23 protein-coding genes and 1 pseudogene are annotated in these 13,882 nt (G+C 54.3%); 9 read left to right on the top strand and 15 right to left on the bottom strand.

Translation table 11 applies throughout. From position 1 onward, the window contains the following. Positions 1-216 precede the first annotated feature (216 nt). The 9 genes and pseudogenes from KGB06_RS00060 to KGB06_RS00100 form a co-directional block, all read right to left on the bottom strand. Positions 217-798 (bottom strand): hypothetical protein, encoded by a 582-nt coding sequence (locus KGB06_RS00060; protein ID WP_223511110.1) that lies wholly within the window; start codon positions 796-798, stop codon positions 217-219. A 47-nt stretch (positions 799-845) separates the two neighbouring features. Further along, positions 846-1,166, bottom strand: coding sequence for a hypothetical protein (locus tag KGB06_RS00065; RefSeq protein ID WP_223511111.1), 321 nt, complete (start codon positions 1,164-1,166; stop codon positions 846-848). Beyond that, positions 1,138-2,457, bottom strand: coding sequence for a tyrosine-type recombinase/integrase (locus KGB06_RS00070; RefSeq protein WP_223511112.1), 1,320 nt, complete (start codon positions 2,455-2,457; stop codon positions 1,138-1,140). Before KGB06_RS00070 ends, KGB06_RS00065 begins: the two co-directional genes overlap by 29 nt. A gap of 26 nt (positions 2,458-2,483) precedes the next feature. After that, positions 2,484-2,588, bottom strand: a pseudogene (locus KGB06_RS00075) (nuclease domain-containing protein); the annotation flags it as partial. Next, positions 2,585-2,788 carry a hypothetical protein gene (locus tag KGB06_RS00080; RefSeq protein ID WP_223511113.1) on the bottom strand — a complete coding sequence of 68 codons (204 nt, stop codon included), beginning with the start codon at positions 2,786-2,788 and terminating at the stop codon, positions 2,585-2,587. The gene KGB06_RS00080 and the pseudogene KGB06_RS00075, both read right to left, overlap by 4 nt. Then, positions 2,788-4,167 carry a replicative DNA helicase gene (gene dnaB, locus KGB06_RS00085; protein WP_223511114.1) on the bottom strand — a complete coding sequence of 460 codons (1,380 nt, stop codon included), beginning with the start codon at positions 4,165-4,167 and terminating at the stop codon, positions 2,788-2,790. The genes KGB06_RS00080 and dnaB overlap by 1 nt, the downstream gene beginning before the upstream one ends. Then, positions 4,160-4,867, bottom strand: coding sequence for a helix-turn-helix domain-containing protein (locus tag KGB06_RS00090; RefSeq protein WP_223511115.1), 708 nt, complete (start codon positions 4,865-4,867; stop codon positions 4,160-4,162). Before KGB06_RS00090 ends, dnaB begins: the two co-directional genes overlap by 8 nt. Positions 4,868-5,050: 183 nt before the next feature. Beyond that, complete coding sequence (locus KGB06_RS00095; RefSeq protein ID WP_223511116.1) at positions 5,051-5,653, bottom strand: hypothetical protein; 603 nt, start codon at positions 5,651-5,653, stop codon at positions 5,051-5,053. 95 nt (positions 5,654-5,748) lie between these two features. Further along, positions 5,749-5,943 (bottom strand): Cro/CI family transcriptional regulator, encoded by a 195-nt coding sequence (locus KGB06_RS00100; RefSeq protein WP_223511117.1) that lies wholly within the window; start codon positions 5,941-5,943, stop codon positions 5,749-5,751. Positions 5,944-6,047: 104 nt separating this feature from the next. Between KGB06_RS00100 and KGB06_RS00105 the strand changes: the two genes are divergently transcribed. The 3 genes from KGB06_RS00105 (at position 6,048) to KGB06_RS00115 (ending at position 7,494) form a co-directional block, all read left to right on the top strand. Then, positions 6,048-6,932 carry a helix-turn-helix transcriptional regulator gene (locus tag KGB06_RS00105; RefSeq protein ID WP_223511118.1) on the top strand — a complete coding sequence of 295 codons (885 nt, stop codon included), beginning with the start codon at positions 6,048-6,050 and terminating at the stop codon, positions 6,930-6,932. A gap of 4 nt (positions 6,933-6,936) precedes the next feature. Beyond that, entirely contained in the window at positions 6,937-7,152 is a 216-nt protein-coding gene (locus tag KGB06_RS00110; protein WP_223511119.1) for a hypothetical protein, read from the top strand. Between the two features lie 114 nt (positions 7,153-7,266). After that, complete coding sequence (locus KGB06_RS00115) at positions 7,267-7,494, top strand: hypothetical protein (protein WP_223511120.1); 228 nt, start codon at positions 7,267-7,269, stop codon at positions 7,492-7,494. A 224-nt stretch (positions 7,495-7,718) separates the two neighbouring features. Here KGB06_RS00115 and KGB06_RS00120 read toward each other — a convergent pair whose 3' ends face one another. Continuing rightward, positions 7,719-7,976, bottom strand: coding sequence for a hypothetical protein (locus KGB06_RS00120; RefSeq protein ID WP_223511121.1), 258 nt, complete (start codon positions 7,974-7,976; stop codon positions 7,719-7,721). A gap of 216 nt (positions 7,977-8,192) precedes the next feature. Further along, on the bottom strand, positions 8,193-8,456 hold the full coding sequence (locus tag KGB06_RS00125) for a DUF1654 domain-containing protein (RefSeq protein WP_223511261.1): 264 nt from the start codon (positions 8,454-8,456) through the stop codon (positions 8,193-8,195). A gap of 456 nt (positions 8,457-8,912) precedes the next feature. Between KGB06_RS00125 and KGB06_RS00130 the strand changes: the two genes are divergently transcribed. Beyond that, a complete protein-coding gene (locus tag KGB06_RS00130; RefSeq protein ID WP_223511122.1) occupies positions 8,913-9,185 on the top strand; it encodes a hypothetical protein in 273 nt (90 codons plus the stop codon). After that, positions 9,182-9,643, top strand: a complete 462-nt coding sequence (locus KGB06_RS00135) for a hypothetical protein (RefSeq protein WP_223511123.1) — start codon at positions 9,182-9,184, stop codon at positions 9,641-9,643. The genes KGB06_RS00130 and KGB06_RS00135 overlap by 4 nt, the downstream gene beginning before the upstream one ends. Before the next feature lie 277 nt (positions 9,644-9,920). Here the strand turns inward: KGB06_RS00135 and KGB06_RS00140 are convergent, their stop codons facing one another. The 3 genes from KGB06_RS00140 to KGB06_RS00150 form a co-directional block, all read right to left on the bottom strand. Then, on the bottom strand, positions 9,921-10,202 hold the full coding sequence (locus KGB06_RS00140) for a hypothetical protein (RefSeq protein ID WP_223511124.1): 282 nt from the start codon (positions 10,200-10,202) through the stop codon (positions 9,921-9,923). 482 nt (positions 10,203-10,684) lie between these two features. Continuing rightward, on the bottom strand, positions 10,685-10,870 hold the full coding sequence (locus tag KGB06_RS00145) for a hypothetical protein (protein ID WP_223511125.1): 186 nt from the start codon (positions 10,868-10,870) through the stop codon (positions 10,685-10,687). A 92-nt stretch (positions 10,871-10,962) separates the two neighbouring features. Next, positions 10,963-11,790 carry a DUF2971 domain-containing protein gene (locus KGB06_RS00150; RefSeq protein WP_223511126.1) on the bottom strand — a complete coding sequence of 276 codons (828 nt, stop codon included), beginning with the start codon at positions 11,788-11,790 and terminating at the stop codon, positions 10,963-10,965. A gap of 51 nt (positions 11,791-11,841) precedes the next feature. On the opposite strand from KGB06_RS00150, the gene KGB06_RS00155 reads away from it, so the two are divergent. Further along, the gene (locus KGB06_RS00155) at positions 11,842-12,273 is read left to right on the top strand and encodes a hypothetical protein (protein WP_223511127.1); all 432 of its coding nucleotides are present in this window, start codon (positions 11,842-11,844) and stop codon (positions 12,271-12,273) included. 7 nt (positions 12,274-12,280) lie between these two features. Here KGB06_RS00155 and KGB06_RS00160 read toward each other — a convergent pair whose 3' ends face one another. Further along, positions 12,281-12,520 (bottom strand): hypothetical protein, encoded by a 240-nt coding sequence (locus tag KGB06_RS00160; RefSeq protein ID WP_223511128.1) that lies wholly within the window; start codon positions 12,518-12,520, stop codon positions 12,281-12,283. A gap of 243 nt (positions 12,521-12,763) precedes the next feature. Between KGB06_RS00160 and KGB06_RS00165 the strand changes: the two genes are divergently transcribed. The 3 genes from KGB06_RS00165 to KGB06_RS00175 all read left to right on the top strand — a co-directional run bounded on the left by KGB06_RS00165 (position 12,764) and on the right by KGB06_RS00175 (position 13,881). Continuing rightward, positions 12,764-12,970 (top strand): hypothetical protein, encoded by a 207-nt coding sequence (locus KGB06_RS00165; RefSeq protein WP_223511129.1) that lies wholly within the window; start codon positions 12,764-12,766, stop codon positions 12,968-12,970. 352 nt (positions 12,971-13,322) lie between these two features. Continuing rightward, a complete protein-coding gene (locus tag KGB06_RS00170; RefSeq protein ID WP_223511130.1) occupies positions 13,323-13,595 on the top strand; it encodes a hypothetical protein in 273 nt (90 codons plus the stop codon). A 43-nt stretch (positions 13,596-13,638) separates the two neighbouring features. Beyond that, positions 13,639-13,881 carry a DUF4224 domain-containing protein gene (locus tag KGB06_RS00175; RefSeq protein WP_223511131.1) on the top strand — a complete coding sequence of 81 codons (243 nt, stop codon included), beginning with the start codon at positions 13,639-13,641 and terminating at the stop codon, positions 13,879-13,881. Position 13,882: the final 1 nt, after the last annotated feature.

The raw sequence follows: 13,882 nt of genomic DNA on the forward strand, positions 1-13,882 counted from the left end.
GGGAACAAACTGGTCTGGGTACGGGACTGTCCCTGGATGTAGGCCATAACGAAAAATGCTCCGTATCTTTCGATGCGGAGCATTTTCTTTGATCGCCAGGCAGATTGCTAGGTTTTCACACAGTCTGCGAAGGCGGGGTTTTCTTTAATTTATGAGTAAGTTGCCGTAGGCAAAACTCTAACAGTGGCGAAATAGTGCCGCCAGCCGTGCGGGAAGTCAAGCCGCCTGTTTCATTTTGTAAATAACTCCCCCGATCGGGTTCAAAGCCTTCGCGTCGATGTCGTAGCAGGCATCAAAGCAGAGCTGCACAAACGGCTCCCAATCTCGGCCCCAGGCCGTGGATGGAAGCTTGATCCCGTACTCGGCATTCATCCAGGACCTGAATAGTTCAGGCTTGATCAACGGGTCATCATTGGCCGATTGGCCGCCCTGATGCATGTAGCGATAACGACGGAATACCCCTTTGGCCACGTACTCGGCGCGCTCCCTCTTGTCGGCTGTCATGCGTGGCGCCCGAGAGCATGCCAGATTAAACACGGCCTCTTCTGCCGCGTCCCGATCATCATCGGTAGGCTCAGATGCGTACATGGCGTTGCCGAATGCGCGCAACGTGTTGTGAAGACGGGCAATAGCCGACTGAACCTGGCCAGCTAACGTCGCATGGATAGCATGATCAGCTGTAGGTCCGCGCTCAGTTTTTTGCACCACAACACCCAGCACGGCAGTATCAGAGGACTGACCTGGGGCTGGGTTGTAGTTACAGTCATGCCACGCCTGGCGTGCGGAATTGATCTTCATGCATCCGCCCTTTTCAGTTCGTTGAACAGCGTCCGGTCAACCATCGCTCAATCCCCTGTGAAATTCGTTCCGCCGGCACCGCGACGGTTGTTCTGTTGGTAGTACTCGGATTGGCCAGACATCGACGAACCCTGCTGGAGCACTTCAATTTCGCGCTGAGCCTGCTGCAATTTAAAGCTCAATTGAGTCACCAACTCGTCCGAAGAAAGCACCAACCTGCTGCCCCGAATAACCCAACCTGAGCCGTTGCAAGCAGTACAAATCAACTCATAAAACAGCCCTTTCACTACCGCTTTGCCCTTACAGGTCGGGCAAGGCTCTAGCTCGATCCTAGGCCTCTTAAAGCCAAGCACCTGCCCTTTCTGCATGTTTTGAATCCTCACCTATGGTTGATTTATGAATAGGGTCGTAGCCCTTACCCGGCGCGGCCTCCAGAGGATTACCCGAATTTTCGTTTCTACCGTCCTTCAACCCGTGAATCAGGGAAAAGCCCTTACCGTCTAAATGGGCGTGCCATAGTTCAAGGGCTGCACGTTTACGCTCTTCAACGGTGGTATGGATGTAGGCCTGCACGTTGTGACCCATCGCGTGGTTGATCAGCATCTCGCCAATCAGGAAGTCGATTCCGAGGTCTGCCCAGCCGGTACGGGCCAACTTGCGCAGGTCATGGCTGCTCCACACGCCCTCCCCCAGTCCGGCGAACACGGCACTGGCCTGCCCTTTGCTCATGCCCTTTCCTCTGTGGGAGCGGAACAGGCAATCTCCGTCGTAATTGCTCGCCTTTTGCGCCGCGCGGTACCGAATTAGAAGGGTGCAGACCTGTTCGGTCAGTGGGAGCGAGTGTTCAACGCGGGTCTTGGTGTTACCCACTGGCAGATACCAGGTGCGTTCGGACAGGCTGATGTGCGACCACTGCGCTTTTCGGGTTTCGCCGATGCGTGTTCCATGGCAGAGCATCATCAGTGCGAGCATGGCCGGCTGTGGATTGGATTCGAACAGGTCATACAGCTGGCTGAGCAATCCCTCCACCTGCACACCGCGCAAGCGAGCGGGTTTGGCATTGATCTTCTTCTTCGAGAAGTCACCGAACTTGATGCCCACCATCGGGTTTTTCGGTATCAGGCCCAAGGTGCGCGCCTGACGGCACGCGATCACCAGCAGACCAAAGATCAGCCGCACGTACTCGAGTGAGTAAGTCTCTTGCAGCGGCCACATCAGCTGGGTGTCGAGTGCGCCGTGACGGATGTCGGCCAGCGGCATGTCGCCGACGCGCGGGATCAGATGCCTGGCGATTGCAGACTTACTAGTAGCCTTGCGCTCGTCGGACAGGTTGCGGTCACGACTCATGCGGTCGGCGTACCACCTCAACAATTCGCCCAATGTCGCCCAGGGCGATACGGCCGCCCCCGCTTCCGGATCAGCTCCCAGTCTCATGCGCAGATCAGGCAACGCGGCCAACACGGCCTTCGCCGACAAGTCCGGATAGGCGCCGATTCGGTTCCATTTTTTACGAACCACAAGACTCCAGGTTCCGCGCGGACGAGCCTCGGTGAAACGGAAGTACAAGCCTGGGTAGCGTGGGTCGCGCATCAGCACGGCAGATGGATCAGAAGCCCGCCTGCGAATCTCGGCATCAGAGAAAACCACGGCCAGTGTCATCAGGCTTCCACCTCGGAACCATCGAGCCAGTGCGCGAGCACGGTGGTCTCGGAATTGCCATGGCACACGCCCGGAACGCGTACCTGGCACTTGCGATCGCGTAAGGCCCGGGTCAACTTCGATTGCCTCATGGGCGTTCATCTCCAGCCAGATCAATAACAGTGAATGTCGAGGGCCACATGCGCACCCCATGCAAACGGGCAGACTCGGCATCGGGATACAGCGCAACAGGCGGATATGCCTTGGAGGTCAAATCCAACAGATGACCGCGGCAGTACAGGGCAAACCGGTACTCGGATACATCGGGCGCAAGCAGCATCGGGTCGCTCATCAAAATTTATCCTTGCTGGCATAGCGGCGAGACAGCGGGGTTACCTTTTCCGGCTGCGCGACAGGTGCCGGCATCCACCCGGCAGCCAGGTTTTCAAAGCGGTTGTATTGGCCAAGGAAGGCGGTGCGGACAGTGCCCATTTCGATGTCGCGGCCTTTGCCAATGATGATTTCGGCAATACCTTTGGCATCGGTGTTTTCGTGATAGACCTCGTCGCGGTATACGAAGAGGATCACATCGGCGTCCTGTTCGATGGCACCGGATTCCCTCAAATCTGAGGGGATTGGCCGCTTGTTGGGGCGTTCTTCGCATTTGCGGGAGAGCTGGCTCAGCAGCACGACGGGAATGCCCAGTTCCTTGGCGAGCAGCTTGCAGCCGCGACTGATACTGCTGACCTCTTCAGTTCGGTTGCCGCCCTCGCCTTCCAGCAATTGCAGGTAGTCGATCATCAGCAGGTCCAGGCCATAACGCATCTTGTGGCGGCGGGCCAGTGAGCGGATGCGGCCAATCGACGAGCCCGCGCGATCGGCGATGTACAGCGGTGCGCGACGCAGCACACCGGCCGCAGCGGCGAGTTCCGTGCCGTGACTCTGGCACGCCGTTCCGTTCTTCACCAAAGTGAGCGGAATGCGGCCCTCCGAAGCCACAGCTCGATCCAGCAGCTGCCCCTTGTTCATTTCCAGACTGATGACGAGTGATGACTTGCTTTGGCGTACGGCCGCGTCGATAACAAAGCCCATCGCCAGTGTGGTCTTGCCCATGGCGGGACGCCCAGCAACGATGTACAGATGGTCTGGTTGCAGTCCCCCTATCTTCTCGTCCAGGTCTCGCAGGCCGGTCGACAGACCGATCAGTGTTTCGCCACGAGCATGACGATCATGGCGCTCCTGCCACACCTCCAACTGGTCGACCAGCACATCACCCACTTTGACGATGTCGTCATCACCAGAACCGCAATCGATGGCCATGGCAGCGGCCTGGACCGCGGCGATTTTCGCCTGCACATCCTGATCGCTGTGCGCGATATCCATAGCCTGGCTGCCAAGGTCAAACAGCGACCGCTCGATTGCCCTTTCTCGCACGATTGCCGCGTAGGTTTTGGCGTTGGCAACGCTGGGAGTGCCGTTTACGATTTCGGCGCAGTAGGCAAACGCCGGGGAGCCATCCGGCAAGGTGCCAACGTGGTCACCAACGGTGAGGAAATCGACAGATTTTCCGGCCGACCGAACCGCCATGATCCCCCGGTATACCTCGGCGTTTTCCGGAAAGTAGAAGGATTCGGCGGACAGGTCGTCGCTCAGGGAGTCGATCAGTTCAGGGCGCTGCATCATCGCGCCCAGAAGGCCGTGTTCGGCCTCGATGTTGTAGGGGTCACGCATTGTAATTGCCCTCCACAACCTTGACGAAGTTGCTCGGGGCGATCAGCCAGTCGAAGTTGCAACGGAAAGAGCTACCACCGGAAGCGGACACCTCTCCCATCAAGAACTTGCTCGAACGTACCAAAGCGAAGTATTCGGCCCAAAAGCTGAGATCCTGATGCACGTCACTTTCGCTCCAGCGGGCACCGATCTTGGCGATCCGATCCTTGGTCAGCATCACGACTCGAGGAAACTCCGGGATCGTCGCGTTGAACAAATCGACGATTGCCTGGGTTGGGCACTTCGGCTTCGAAATCTTCGGTGGTTGCTCATCGTCGACAAGAGGTGACGGTTCACTTGATGGTTCTATTACGGTTCTGGGTGCGGCTGCTGCGGGGGTTTGTGTCGTGAGCTGCGGGGGTGATGGTGCGGCTGTTGCGGGGCGCACCTGTTGCGGGGGTGCATATGCTGCCGGGGTTAAGGTGTACATTGTCGAGCGGCCCATGCGCTCACGAACAGACAGTAATCCGACTTGCCCCAGCCACTTGATTGCCGTCTGAACCGTTCTTTCAGCAAGGCAGGTCCGTTCCGAAATGCGTGCCACTGAGGGCCAGCAAACACCCTCATCGTTTGCATTGTCCGCCAACGAGATCAATACAGCCTTTTGTGGTCCGCTCATGCCCTGAAGCGGCCAGCACAAACTCATGATTATGGTGCTCACAGCCGATCTCCAATCTCAGAGTCAACCGTGATGCAGAGTCGTGACACGTTTTTCGATTGCTCGAAAAGTGTCGCGACATGGTGGGTATTGCCGGGGTTAGCGATCGTGTTCATAATGACGCCACATTGTTTTACACGTTGTTGAAGAAGCCGGGTTGCACCCCGGCTTTTTTGTGCCTGGGATTTAGTGAGTCTTCGAAGCAACAACCGCTGCTTGATCAGCCATGGCAACCGCATTAGCTGCAAGCGAGCGGCAGAAGGATTCGAAGGACTCGGCGTAGCCCTTGTCTTTATGGTCAAACACGCCGTCCGCGAAAACCTTCCCGCCCAGCCCGGCGACATGACCGAAGCTCATCGAGATGCCAGCAAAAACCTGGAGGGCGTCATCGATGCCCGAGCCGATCTGCTTAACAGCAAGAAGGCCGTAACGACTCGATAGCTCGATCAGTGCACGGTCGCGCCAAGGTTGGTCGAGTGCCGCAACCCACGACTCTTCAATCCACGAAGGGATTTCGATACGGTCTCCGCTGTCGTCGAGCCAGCGCTCAACACGTTTGCTCCACGCTTTGTAAGCGCGGCCATAAGCCTGCATGTCTGCGGTTTTGGTCATCCCTTGCAGATCAGGAAAGCCCTTCTCTTTGCAACGCTCTGGAGCACGATCAAAGAGTTGATGGTTGAGCTGCTCTGCAAAGCCGTCCTGGCTCATGCTCGTACGAGCGATCATGTCTCGCGCCATAGCGACCAAGACCGCATCGCGTGTTTCGTGTCGCAAATTCGACGTTTCCATGAGGCTCTCTCGTTCGTATTCTTGATTCAACGGATCAGGTGACAAGGGAATTGGGGGTCCATGTATATGCGGGTGCTCCAGGCTGTTGAAGTTGGTTAAGCGGCTGATTTTTGGGATGGGAACGGACGCTGCTCTTTCGCCTGGAAACTTCCATCTGGAAGCTCAAGCACTCGGATGTCCCGTTTCGCGGTTAAGGCTTTGTGAATGGCTGGCGCAGTAACCCGAAGAAGCCGTGCGGCTTCGGACTGCCCTTTGTCAGCCACGAACTTGTCGAGGGAAGTCTCATTCATGGTCGTGCCTCTGCTGTTGATGAGGCCGATATTAACCATCTGTTAATTTTTAATCAATACCGATGGTTTCTTCTAATTTTTAACCATTGGTATAAATTCGCCCGATGACTAAAAAACGAATACTGCCGCCAGACCGCTTGGCTGAGTGCGAAGCCGCGCACACCCTCTTCCTTGCGAAGAAGAACGAGCTGAAGCTGAGTCAGAAGAAAATCGCGGACGCGGCAGGCATGACGCCTGCTGCGGTGAACCTTTATTTCAAAGGTATAAACCCTTTGAATGCGCAGTTCGCTTCGATACTTGCGCGGATGCTCAATGAGCCGGTTGAGGCGTTCAGCTCTCGATTGGCAGAAGAGATAGCGGCGATGACTAGGGTTCCGATTGCGAAAACTGCAAATGAGCCGTCAAAGTCATCCGCAGATATCGTTAATCAGATGCTAGCTAAGTACGGAAAGAATTTGCCGGAGGAAGCGCGGCAGAGGATCGCTGGAGCCGTTGCGGAAACTGCGAATGAGGTGAAAACAAACAACGTAATCGAGGCTGATTTCTCCGGACTGCGAGCACGACCAGATGAGATTTTAATTCCGCAGTACGACGTGCGCGCCGCGATGGGGCACGGGCAAGTTCCAGCCGATTACAACGAGGCAATCCGTAACCTGATCGTTCGGGAGGATGTGCTGCGCGAGAAGGGTGTGACCTACACCTCTACTGCTGCGCTGGCCATGATCACCGGATGGGGTCAGAGCATGGAAGGCACGATCAATGATAAAGACCCAGTGATCGTTGATCGCGGAGTTAACGAATTCATTGGCGACGGTGTTTACGTGCTCACCTGGCACAGCCTTCTCTACATCAAGCGATTACAGCAGGTCGACGAAGAACATTTGCGAATGATCTCGGACAACAAACATTACGAAAACCAGACCGCGCGAATCGAGGATGTGACCATCCACGCGAAGGTTCTTCTTGTCTGGAATGCCCAGAAGGTCTGACACCATGCCCCTCACCAAACCCAACCAAGACCTGAAGCGCGACCTCCAGGGCGTCGCCTCTGATCTGAAGTGGTCGGCTGTGGAGCTAGTTCGGATCGCCGAACGGCTAAGTCATGCAGGCAATGGACCAGACGCGGAGGCGCTTCGACGAATGATTTCAGTCTTCCAGCAAGATGAGAAACGGCTAAATAGCTTGATTGAAGATGTCAGTGCAGGCTAGATCGGGCGAGCACAAGAATTTGCCTGAGGTTGCTATGCCCCTCACCAAACGCGAGGGAAATATCTCGAGCCAAGCCTGAGTAGATGGCGCGGCGGGGATTTATAGGAGATCGGTATGTCACTCACCAAGCCCAACCAAGAACTGCATCGCGAGCTCAAGGCGCTAGGGCTTGAGATCGAGCAGGCCGCAGACGAAGTGCTCAGCATTACAAAGGACTGCCGCGATATTCAGGTGGCTGCCGTGCTCAAGCTGATTGCAAAGATGTATGAGCGTGCAGATCGGGTTGCGGCGCTTGCGGATGAGGTGAAGGTGGGCGTAATAACCAGAGCCAAGGTCGAGTGATCTGGCGCAGCGTGGGTTTGTACTAGATCTGGATCGAGGGTTGACGGCATGGCGCACTCGCTTCAATACCACATATTAGAATCCGTTCGCGCCATTGAGAGCGAGACGGGGAAGCTACCTCGTAGCAATCAGAGCCCGGCCTAGTGCCGGGCTTTTTCATTCCACACCTTCACACATTTTTCATGCTCCCAAGCATAGGGTGAAGGCAGCTCCTTGTGATCCTTTTAGTCCGCGCTCCCCACGCGGGCTTTTCTTTGCCAGCGATTCGATGACCCAGCTCCTTCCACTGCGCGCGTATAGACGAGCGTTGCAACCGCTATCAACGTCTTGCGCTCTTCCAGATCAATAATTTCCTTCTCCCGAAAATTGTCAGCGAGCCGGATTAATTCATCGTACTGCTCCTGCGCACTCATCCGATCTTTGGGGTTCATCAGTAGCTCATGCCAAACAAAAAACGCCTGTGCTTTCGCGTCATCGTACATATCCTTTCTCCTAAGTGTTTTCCGGTAGAGGTCGGAACACTTCAAGAAATTCACTGTTTTGTGACGTACGGCATGGAAGCCGCGCCGGACTTTTTTGGTTCTGGCCTTGCGCCCTCGTAGACGCCTTCTACACTGACTCTGCTAACGCTGAAACACGCTAGATCTGAGGGAATAGCCAATAGATTGCCCGCCGGTGAGCGGGCTTTTTTTCGTCCGTCAGAAAGGCGCTGGCTCCACCACGTCATCGAGGTCGACCACCTCAAGCACGCGATCCTCGTCTGATCGCGCTTCCCACCTCAACGTCACCGACTCGTCATCGTTGAATGTCATCTCCAGATCGTCCGTCTCGGAAAGAAGCCCCATCACTTCCTCCCACTCTTGATCCCCGTCCGTGTCGAGGCGATGGATGGTCACCCATCGCTGATGCTGAGCTGTCGGGTGATTGATCATCGACGAAACGCGCAGACCAAGCCGCTCCATCCCGCTGATTACCTGTCGCACTGCTGGTTTTTGCTGCCTCTTTGCCTTACCCACACAACCTCCTAGATACTGTATATACGTCCAGCATTAGGAACTATAGCGAGGCCGCGCTTTATGGAATATCCCAAAAGCGCTAGGTAGCGAAGTAGTAAATGGCGCCAAAACAAGCTCACATCAAAATAAATTAACCATCGGTATTGACGATTAAATATACCGATGGTTAACTACACCCATCGCAGCGACACACAGCCATTGCGAAGGGCCTCAAAGGGCCTGACCGCTCTTTAACAGTTTGAAGACAGACCCTGATTGCGATCAGGGAACAACAACGCAACACAGCCCGCTTCCGTGTCCAGTCATTCGGCACGCAAGGTTTGCTGAGCAACAAGACAGCATCACTGCTGCACCTTGGCGACAGGGTGCATCGGGATGACAACTCAGACTTAAGGATTAGCCATGCATCCAGCATTTCAAGAGCGCATTGATGAACTCGGTGAGCTGCTGCAACGAACAAAGGCCGCTCGAGCAGGGTTTTACGGCCGTATTGATCAACCAGCGCCAGCCAAACCGGTGCGCTACCAAATCGCCGGGCGAAGCGTCGGCATGTACCAGATTAAAGACCGCACCACCAACAAGACCCGCGCCTTCCGTGACGACTACAAAGCCGCTCTCGAACTTGCCATACAGTTTGAAGCAAAGGCCAATCGCCAGATTGCGGCGACACGATGAAAAAGCGAAAACCTAACAACATGCGCGCTCGAATGGAGCGTGTGAGCCGGGCAGAGCTTAAGGTCAATCACGTCGCGGTGATCCACATCGACCCCAGCGGCCGCCAAGGGATGATCAACTGGAAGACATGTAGGAGCATCCCGCCAGGACAGCGCATGGCCGAAGCAGTCTGTGACATTGCTCACCGCTGGACGATCTATGTCAGCGTCCAGTGTCGCGATCAACGCGGCCACCGCTACACCAAATCGGTCGAGGTCGCGCCCCAAGGCAATTATCTGGCCGCCCACCTCGAGGACGTGATCGAGGACACCTACAAAACCCTCGTCGCCGAGAGCAATCCGAATCATCGGGTCGCTTCGGGCTGGATAGCCATTCCCGCCGAGGTATCGCTGACTGAAGAGCAGGCCGCCCGGATATTCGATGCCGTAGGGGTCTGGAACCAGCTGAGGGCAGCATGAGGCGCATCAACAACCAGGTGCGCCAGCGCCGACGACAGACATGGCTGGATCTACCGGCCCACGGAATTGAAGAGACAGGCCATGGCCGAGGAAGCACAACTGCCAACGGCGGAAGCACTGAAGAAAATCCACAAACGGCCAAAGCTGTCGAGCGCGCTCAGGTGGATATGGCGGGGGCTTCACAAGGCTGACCTGTAGCGCCTGATGAAAGAACATGATTTCAACAACTCGCAGAAGGTGTAACAGAACCTCTAACCTCCCGAGTAGCGCCCCACTATTAGAACCGGACATTGTATTTATTGTTGGCGACATTCAATGTTGCCATAACTCTTACAGAGTTTTCACCGAAAAATTTCTGGATAATGCCGTCATATACACAGAGCACAATCCCCTCACCCGACACATATGAACTACCGTTATCCACCAGCGCCAAGTTGTATACGTCGTGACTACGGGCAATATCTGACTTTAGCTTGTTGCAAATGGCAAGGTGGTCAGGTTCGCCAGCAATTGCCATAATTGGTGTAAGCAGGGCCAGCAAAATTAATAATTTTTTCACTTTGGCTCGCCTTTAACGTACATTAGTTTTAACCTGACATGGCCGGCACTCAACAATACTGCATACACAATAGGCACATAAATATACACTTCCATCCTAGTGCCGAAGCAAACGCAATACACCAGTGATTTGGTGCCTTAAAGATCACTGGCGCCGGATGGTAATTTGGGCTTTCCTACCTGTCAATATGCAATATCTGCTAGCTTTTTTACGGCATCAGATTTCATCAAACACAAAAGCTGGCTATTTAACCACTGAAAACTCAATAACAAGTCCGACAAGCCAACTAGGTTAATACAGAGTTTCCATCGTTAAGATCAGCGTAACCTCTAAACTGCGCTGGGTTGGGGAGGAAGTTCAGTGAGAGGATTTCGCGCAGGAATTCAAGACAGTTCTGCAGCGAAATATCGGAGATGCTGCGACTCTGTCGTTGGGTGCTTTCGATCCGAAGTAAGCGCATCAGGCCGGGCAACCGGCCTTACCTACCGCTCTGAAGACTCGGTTAATCGGTCAATCTCTTTTCTATAAGTCGCTAGATCAATGATCTGTCGCAAACAAATGACTACTTCAAGCTTCTGTTTGTCATCGGGGATCCCCAATCGCTTGAGCATCATTTGCGCGTCTTCCTCGATTGCCGCGAGTGCATCGATATCGCTTTGCAGTCTCATGTCGGCCTCCCGCAAGGCTAAGTTCGACATAAATATATACTCCACTTCAACGAATCACGCCAACCGACGAGGCAGCAGTTTCCTATCCATTATCAAGGAGCTCGGTATGGAATTGTGGATTTTACAACTTCAATTTTATGATTATGGTTTTGCACAGTTATTGGGCGTTCAAGGTGCATCTTCTCAACCAAGGCCTTCATAGAAATGTAAGCTAATTCTTGGTCTCGCATTGGTCCGACGTGTATCGCCCGAATACTTTCAAAGGGCAAATCAGCCTCAACGTAAGGAACGAGAATATTCCCTCGACTTCGAAATTTTACTTCCAAGCCATCTTCAATCTCGGGATCTATATCATGACCGAGAACAATCCTTATCTCTTGTTCTTCTGAAAAGCTTTCATGCTTTAAGGTCGCCACTAATCCAACGATGTCAGAAAACGCCCCATATCCCTCCTGATCCAGAAAGCCATTGTTAACTGCCATGTCTTTTGAGATTGCAATCAGACTTAACAAAGCAGCATTAGATGCCTGGTTCAATTTTTCGTCGTGTTCATAGACACATGCAGAAAGCTCTTGCGGTATATAATCAGTATCGAACTCAATCGCATAAGAGCCATAAGCCCTCCACTGGCTCAAAAGATCACCAGCTCGGCTAAATGACCCTATGAAAACGGGCCGATTGTCTATTCCGTAACCAGCCTTCCCCACTAGCCCGCTCTCAATATAGTTGGCGGCATCTTCAAAAAACTCGTGTGGATGTGGAAAATTCGCTACCCGGTGCATTATATATTCCACAAGCATGGATATTCCATTGTGCATCTCTTCTGAATCATTCAGATAGCGCACATCTGTTAACCACATCTTTTCATTTTCGAGAATCGACTTAACTGCGCTTACATCAGTGTAGTGAAAAAGTCTCAAATAATTGAACCCCTAGTCTGAATCCAACCAATATACCGGTGAGGACGCCCCATGCCCACAGAAAACAAACTCACCTTGAAGCGCCAGCGCGCCGAGCAAGTTAACCAGGTGATCCGGATCATCGCCGACCATGGGCGCAGGTTCTTCTACAGCCAGGCTGTGAATCACTACGCCAGTATGGAAGTCGATCAGCGCGGCAAGGTCTGGTTCATCGACGACTACACCGGCAAGCGCATCTTTACTCACAAAACGGTGTGGGGTGGTCGGTGGCGCGGTTTCAGTCATGGCGGCACGTTACGCGCCGTGGTCGAAGCCTTTCGCGATTACATCCGTACAGGTGAGCCTATTCATCCTGGCTACCTCGGGCCTGAGCGGTTCAACGACAGCAACATCTGGGGTTACGACGAGGAAGGCATGCGCTCGGTGCGTGAGCAGGCCGGCGCCCTGCCCGTCTTCCGTCAGCCCGCCGCGGAGACAGCATGAAGCGCATCTAAACGTTGATCAGACGAGCTGCCTGATGCGAATCAATGTTTGGAATCATGCCGGAGTCCTGGTGCTCCTCGATCCACTTCCGAACCAGCGCCACGTCAAAGTGCCATCCGTGAGCCTTCATCAATACAAGCGCCGCACCAGTGATTCGATAGTGCCCGCACTTCGGGCAGCTTCTTTCCAAGTAATCATCATCAGCATCAATTGCCACTGCAGGCTCACCACAAATCAAGCAAGTCATGAACTACCCCTTTTTGTCTGATCGCTCAAATGTAGTAAATCGCCGCGAGGTGTTTCACTGCCGTATCAAACGTGAATCGATTCACCCTCGCTACCCGATAAGCGGTTACCCCCACCTTTCAAAGTCAGCCGCTATAGCGGCAAAGGATTCCTATGCCTGAAGAAACTGCAATTCCGTGGATTGGCGTAGAGCTGCCGCACCAAAACTTTCAGGAAATGCGTGGTTCTGGCTCACCGAAACGATATGGCCGTAGTCAGCTTTGCCGATCAGGAGGAGCAGCAGTGGGCCGATTCATTTCGCACCGTAAAGAAATCTGCCCAGGAAGAGCGTAAGCGTCATATCGTGATACTTGAAATGACCAGTCACCTGTCCTTTAGCGACAAGGAGGAGGTCATGCGGACTTGTGCCTATCTGTACGACGCCGGCTACCGCAAGCAGGCGCCCCCATGATCGCCCTCGCCTACATGGCTTGGCTCATCTACACGGAACCACGGTAAATCCAAAAGGCTCACCTTCTACGCAGCAGCAACCCGATCAACATGAAAGCGAACCCAGTAATTAGAAGAGCAGGAGCTACGCCCATCACTACTCCCCCTTCGCTGGTCAAATCTGGCAAACCAAAATAGTAGCCGAAACTTGTAAGTGGAATGCCGCAGATGAACATCGGATCTCGAGACGCTTTATGCATTGCACTCCCCCCTCTCTTTAAGACCACCACTCAGTAAAGCACAACACCTACCGGTGAACAGAAGTACCTCCCTCCCCAGTTCAAAGTCAGCCGCTATAGCGGCAAGGAATCGCTATGCCCCAAGAAACCCTCAAGGCCTATCAGGTTGGCGACAACGACATCGTTGCAGCCTACGACCCAGCCGGTGCAATCAAAGTGCTCTGCGACTTCAACGGATACCCGCACAGCGAGTTCGATCTGGAGGACGTCGATCTGGTCAGCGACACCATGCTCGACAACACCGAAGCCTACGACCAGGACGAAGGCAAAACCGTCACCCTGGATAAAACGCTGCGCCAAGAGCTGGAACAACTGACCGAACCGGCCTACCTGCACGGCTGGGAATAGCCCCCCCCACCTTCTGCCGCTACGCGCGGCACGGAGCATCCTTATGGAAACCGAAATTCTCTCGGACGAAGAGCTGGCGGAGTTCACCGGCTACAAGGCCCGTGCATACCAACGGCGCTGGCTGGTAGACCGCCAGTGGGTGTTCGTCGAAAGCCGTGGTAAGCGCCCGCTTGTTGGCCGAATGTACGCACGCATGAAACTGGGCATGATCACGCCCACGATTGCTGACCCCACCCCTCCACCGGCGGCGCCGGCATGGACGCCCGATTTCTCGCGAGTGAACTGAT

This window comes from Pseudomonas sp. GL-B-19 (assembly GCF_019956415.1).
In the GTDB taxonomy this organism is placed as follows: domain Bacteria; phylum Pseudomonadota; class Gammaproteobacteria; order Pseudomonadales; family Pseudomonadaceae; genus Aquipseudomonas.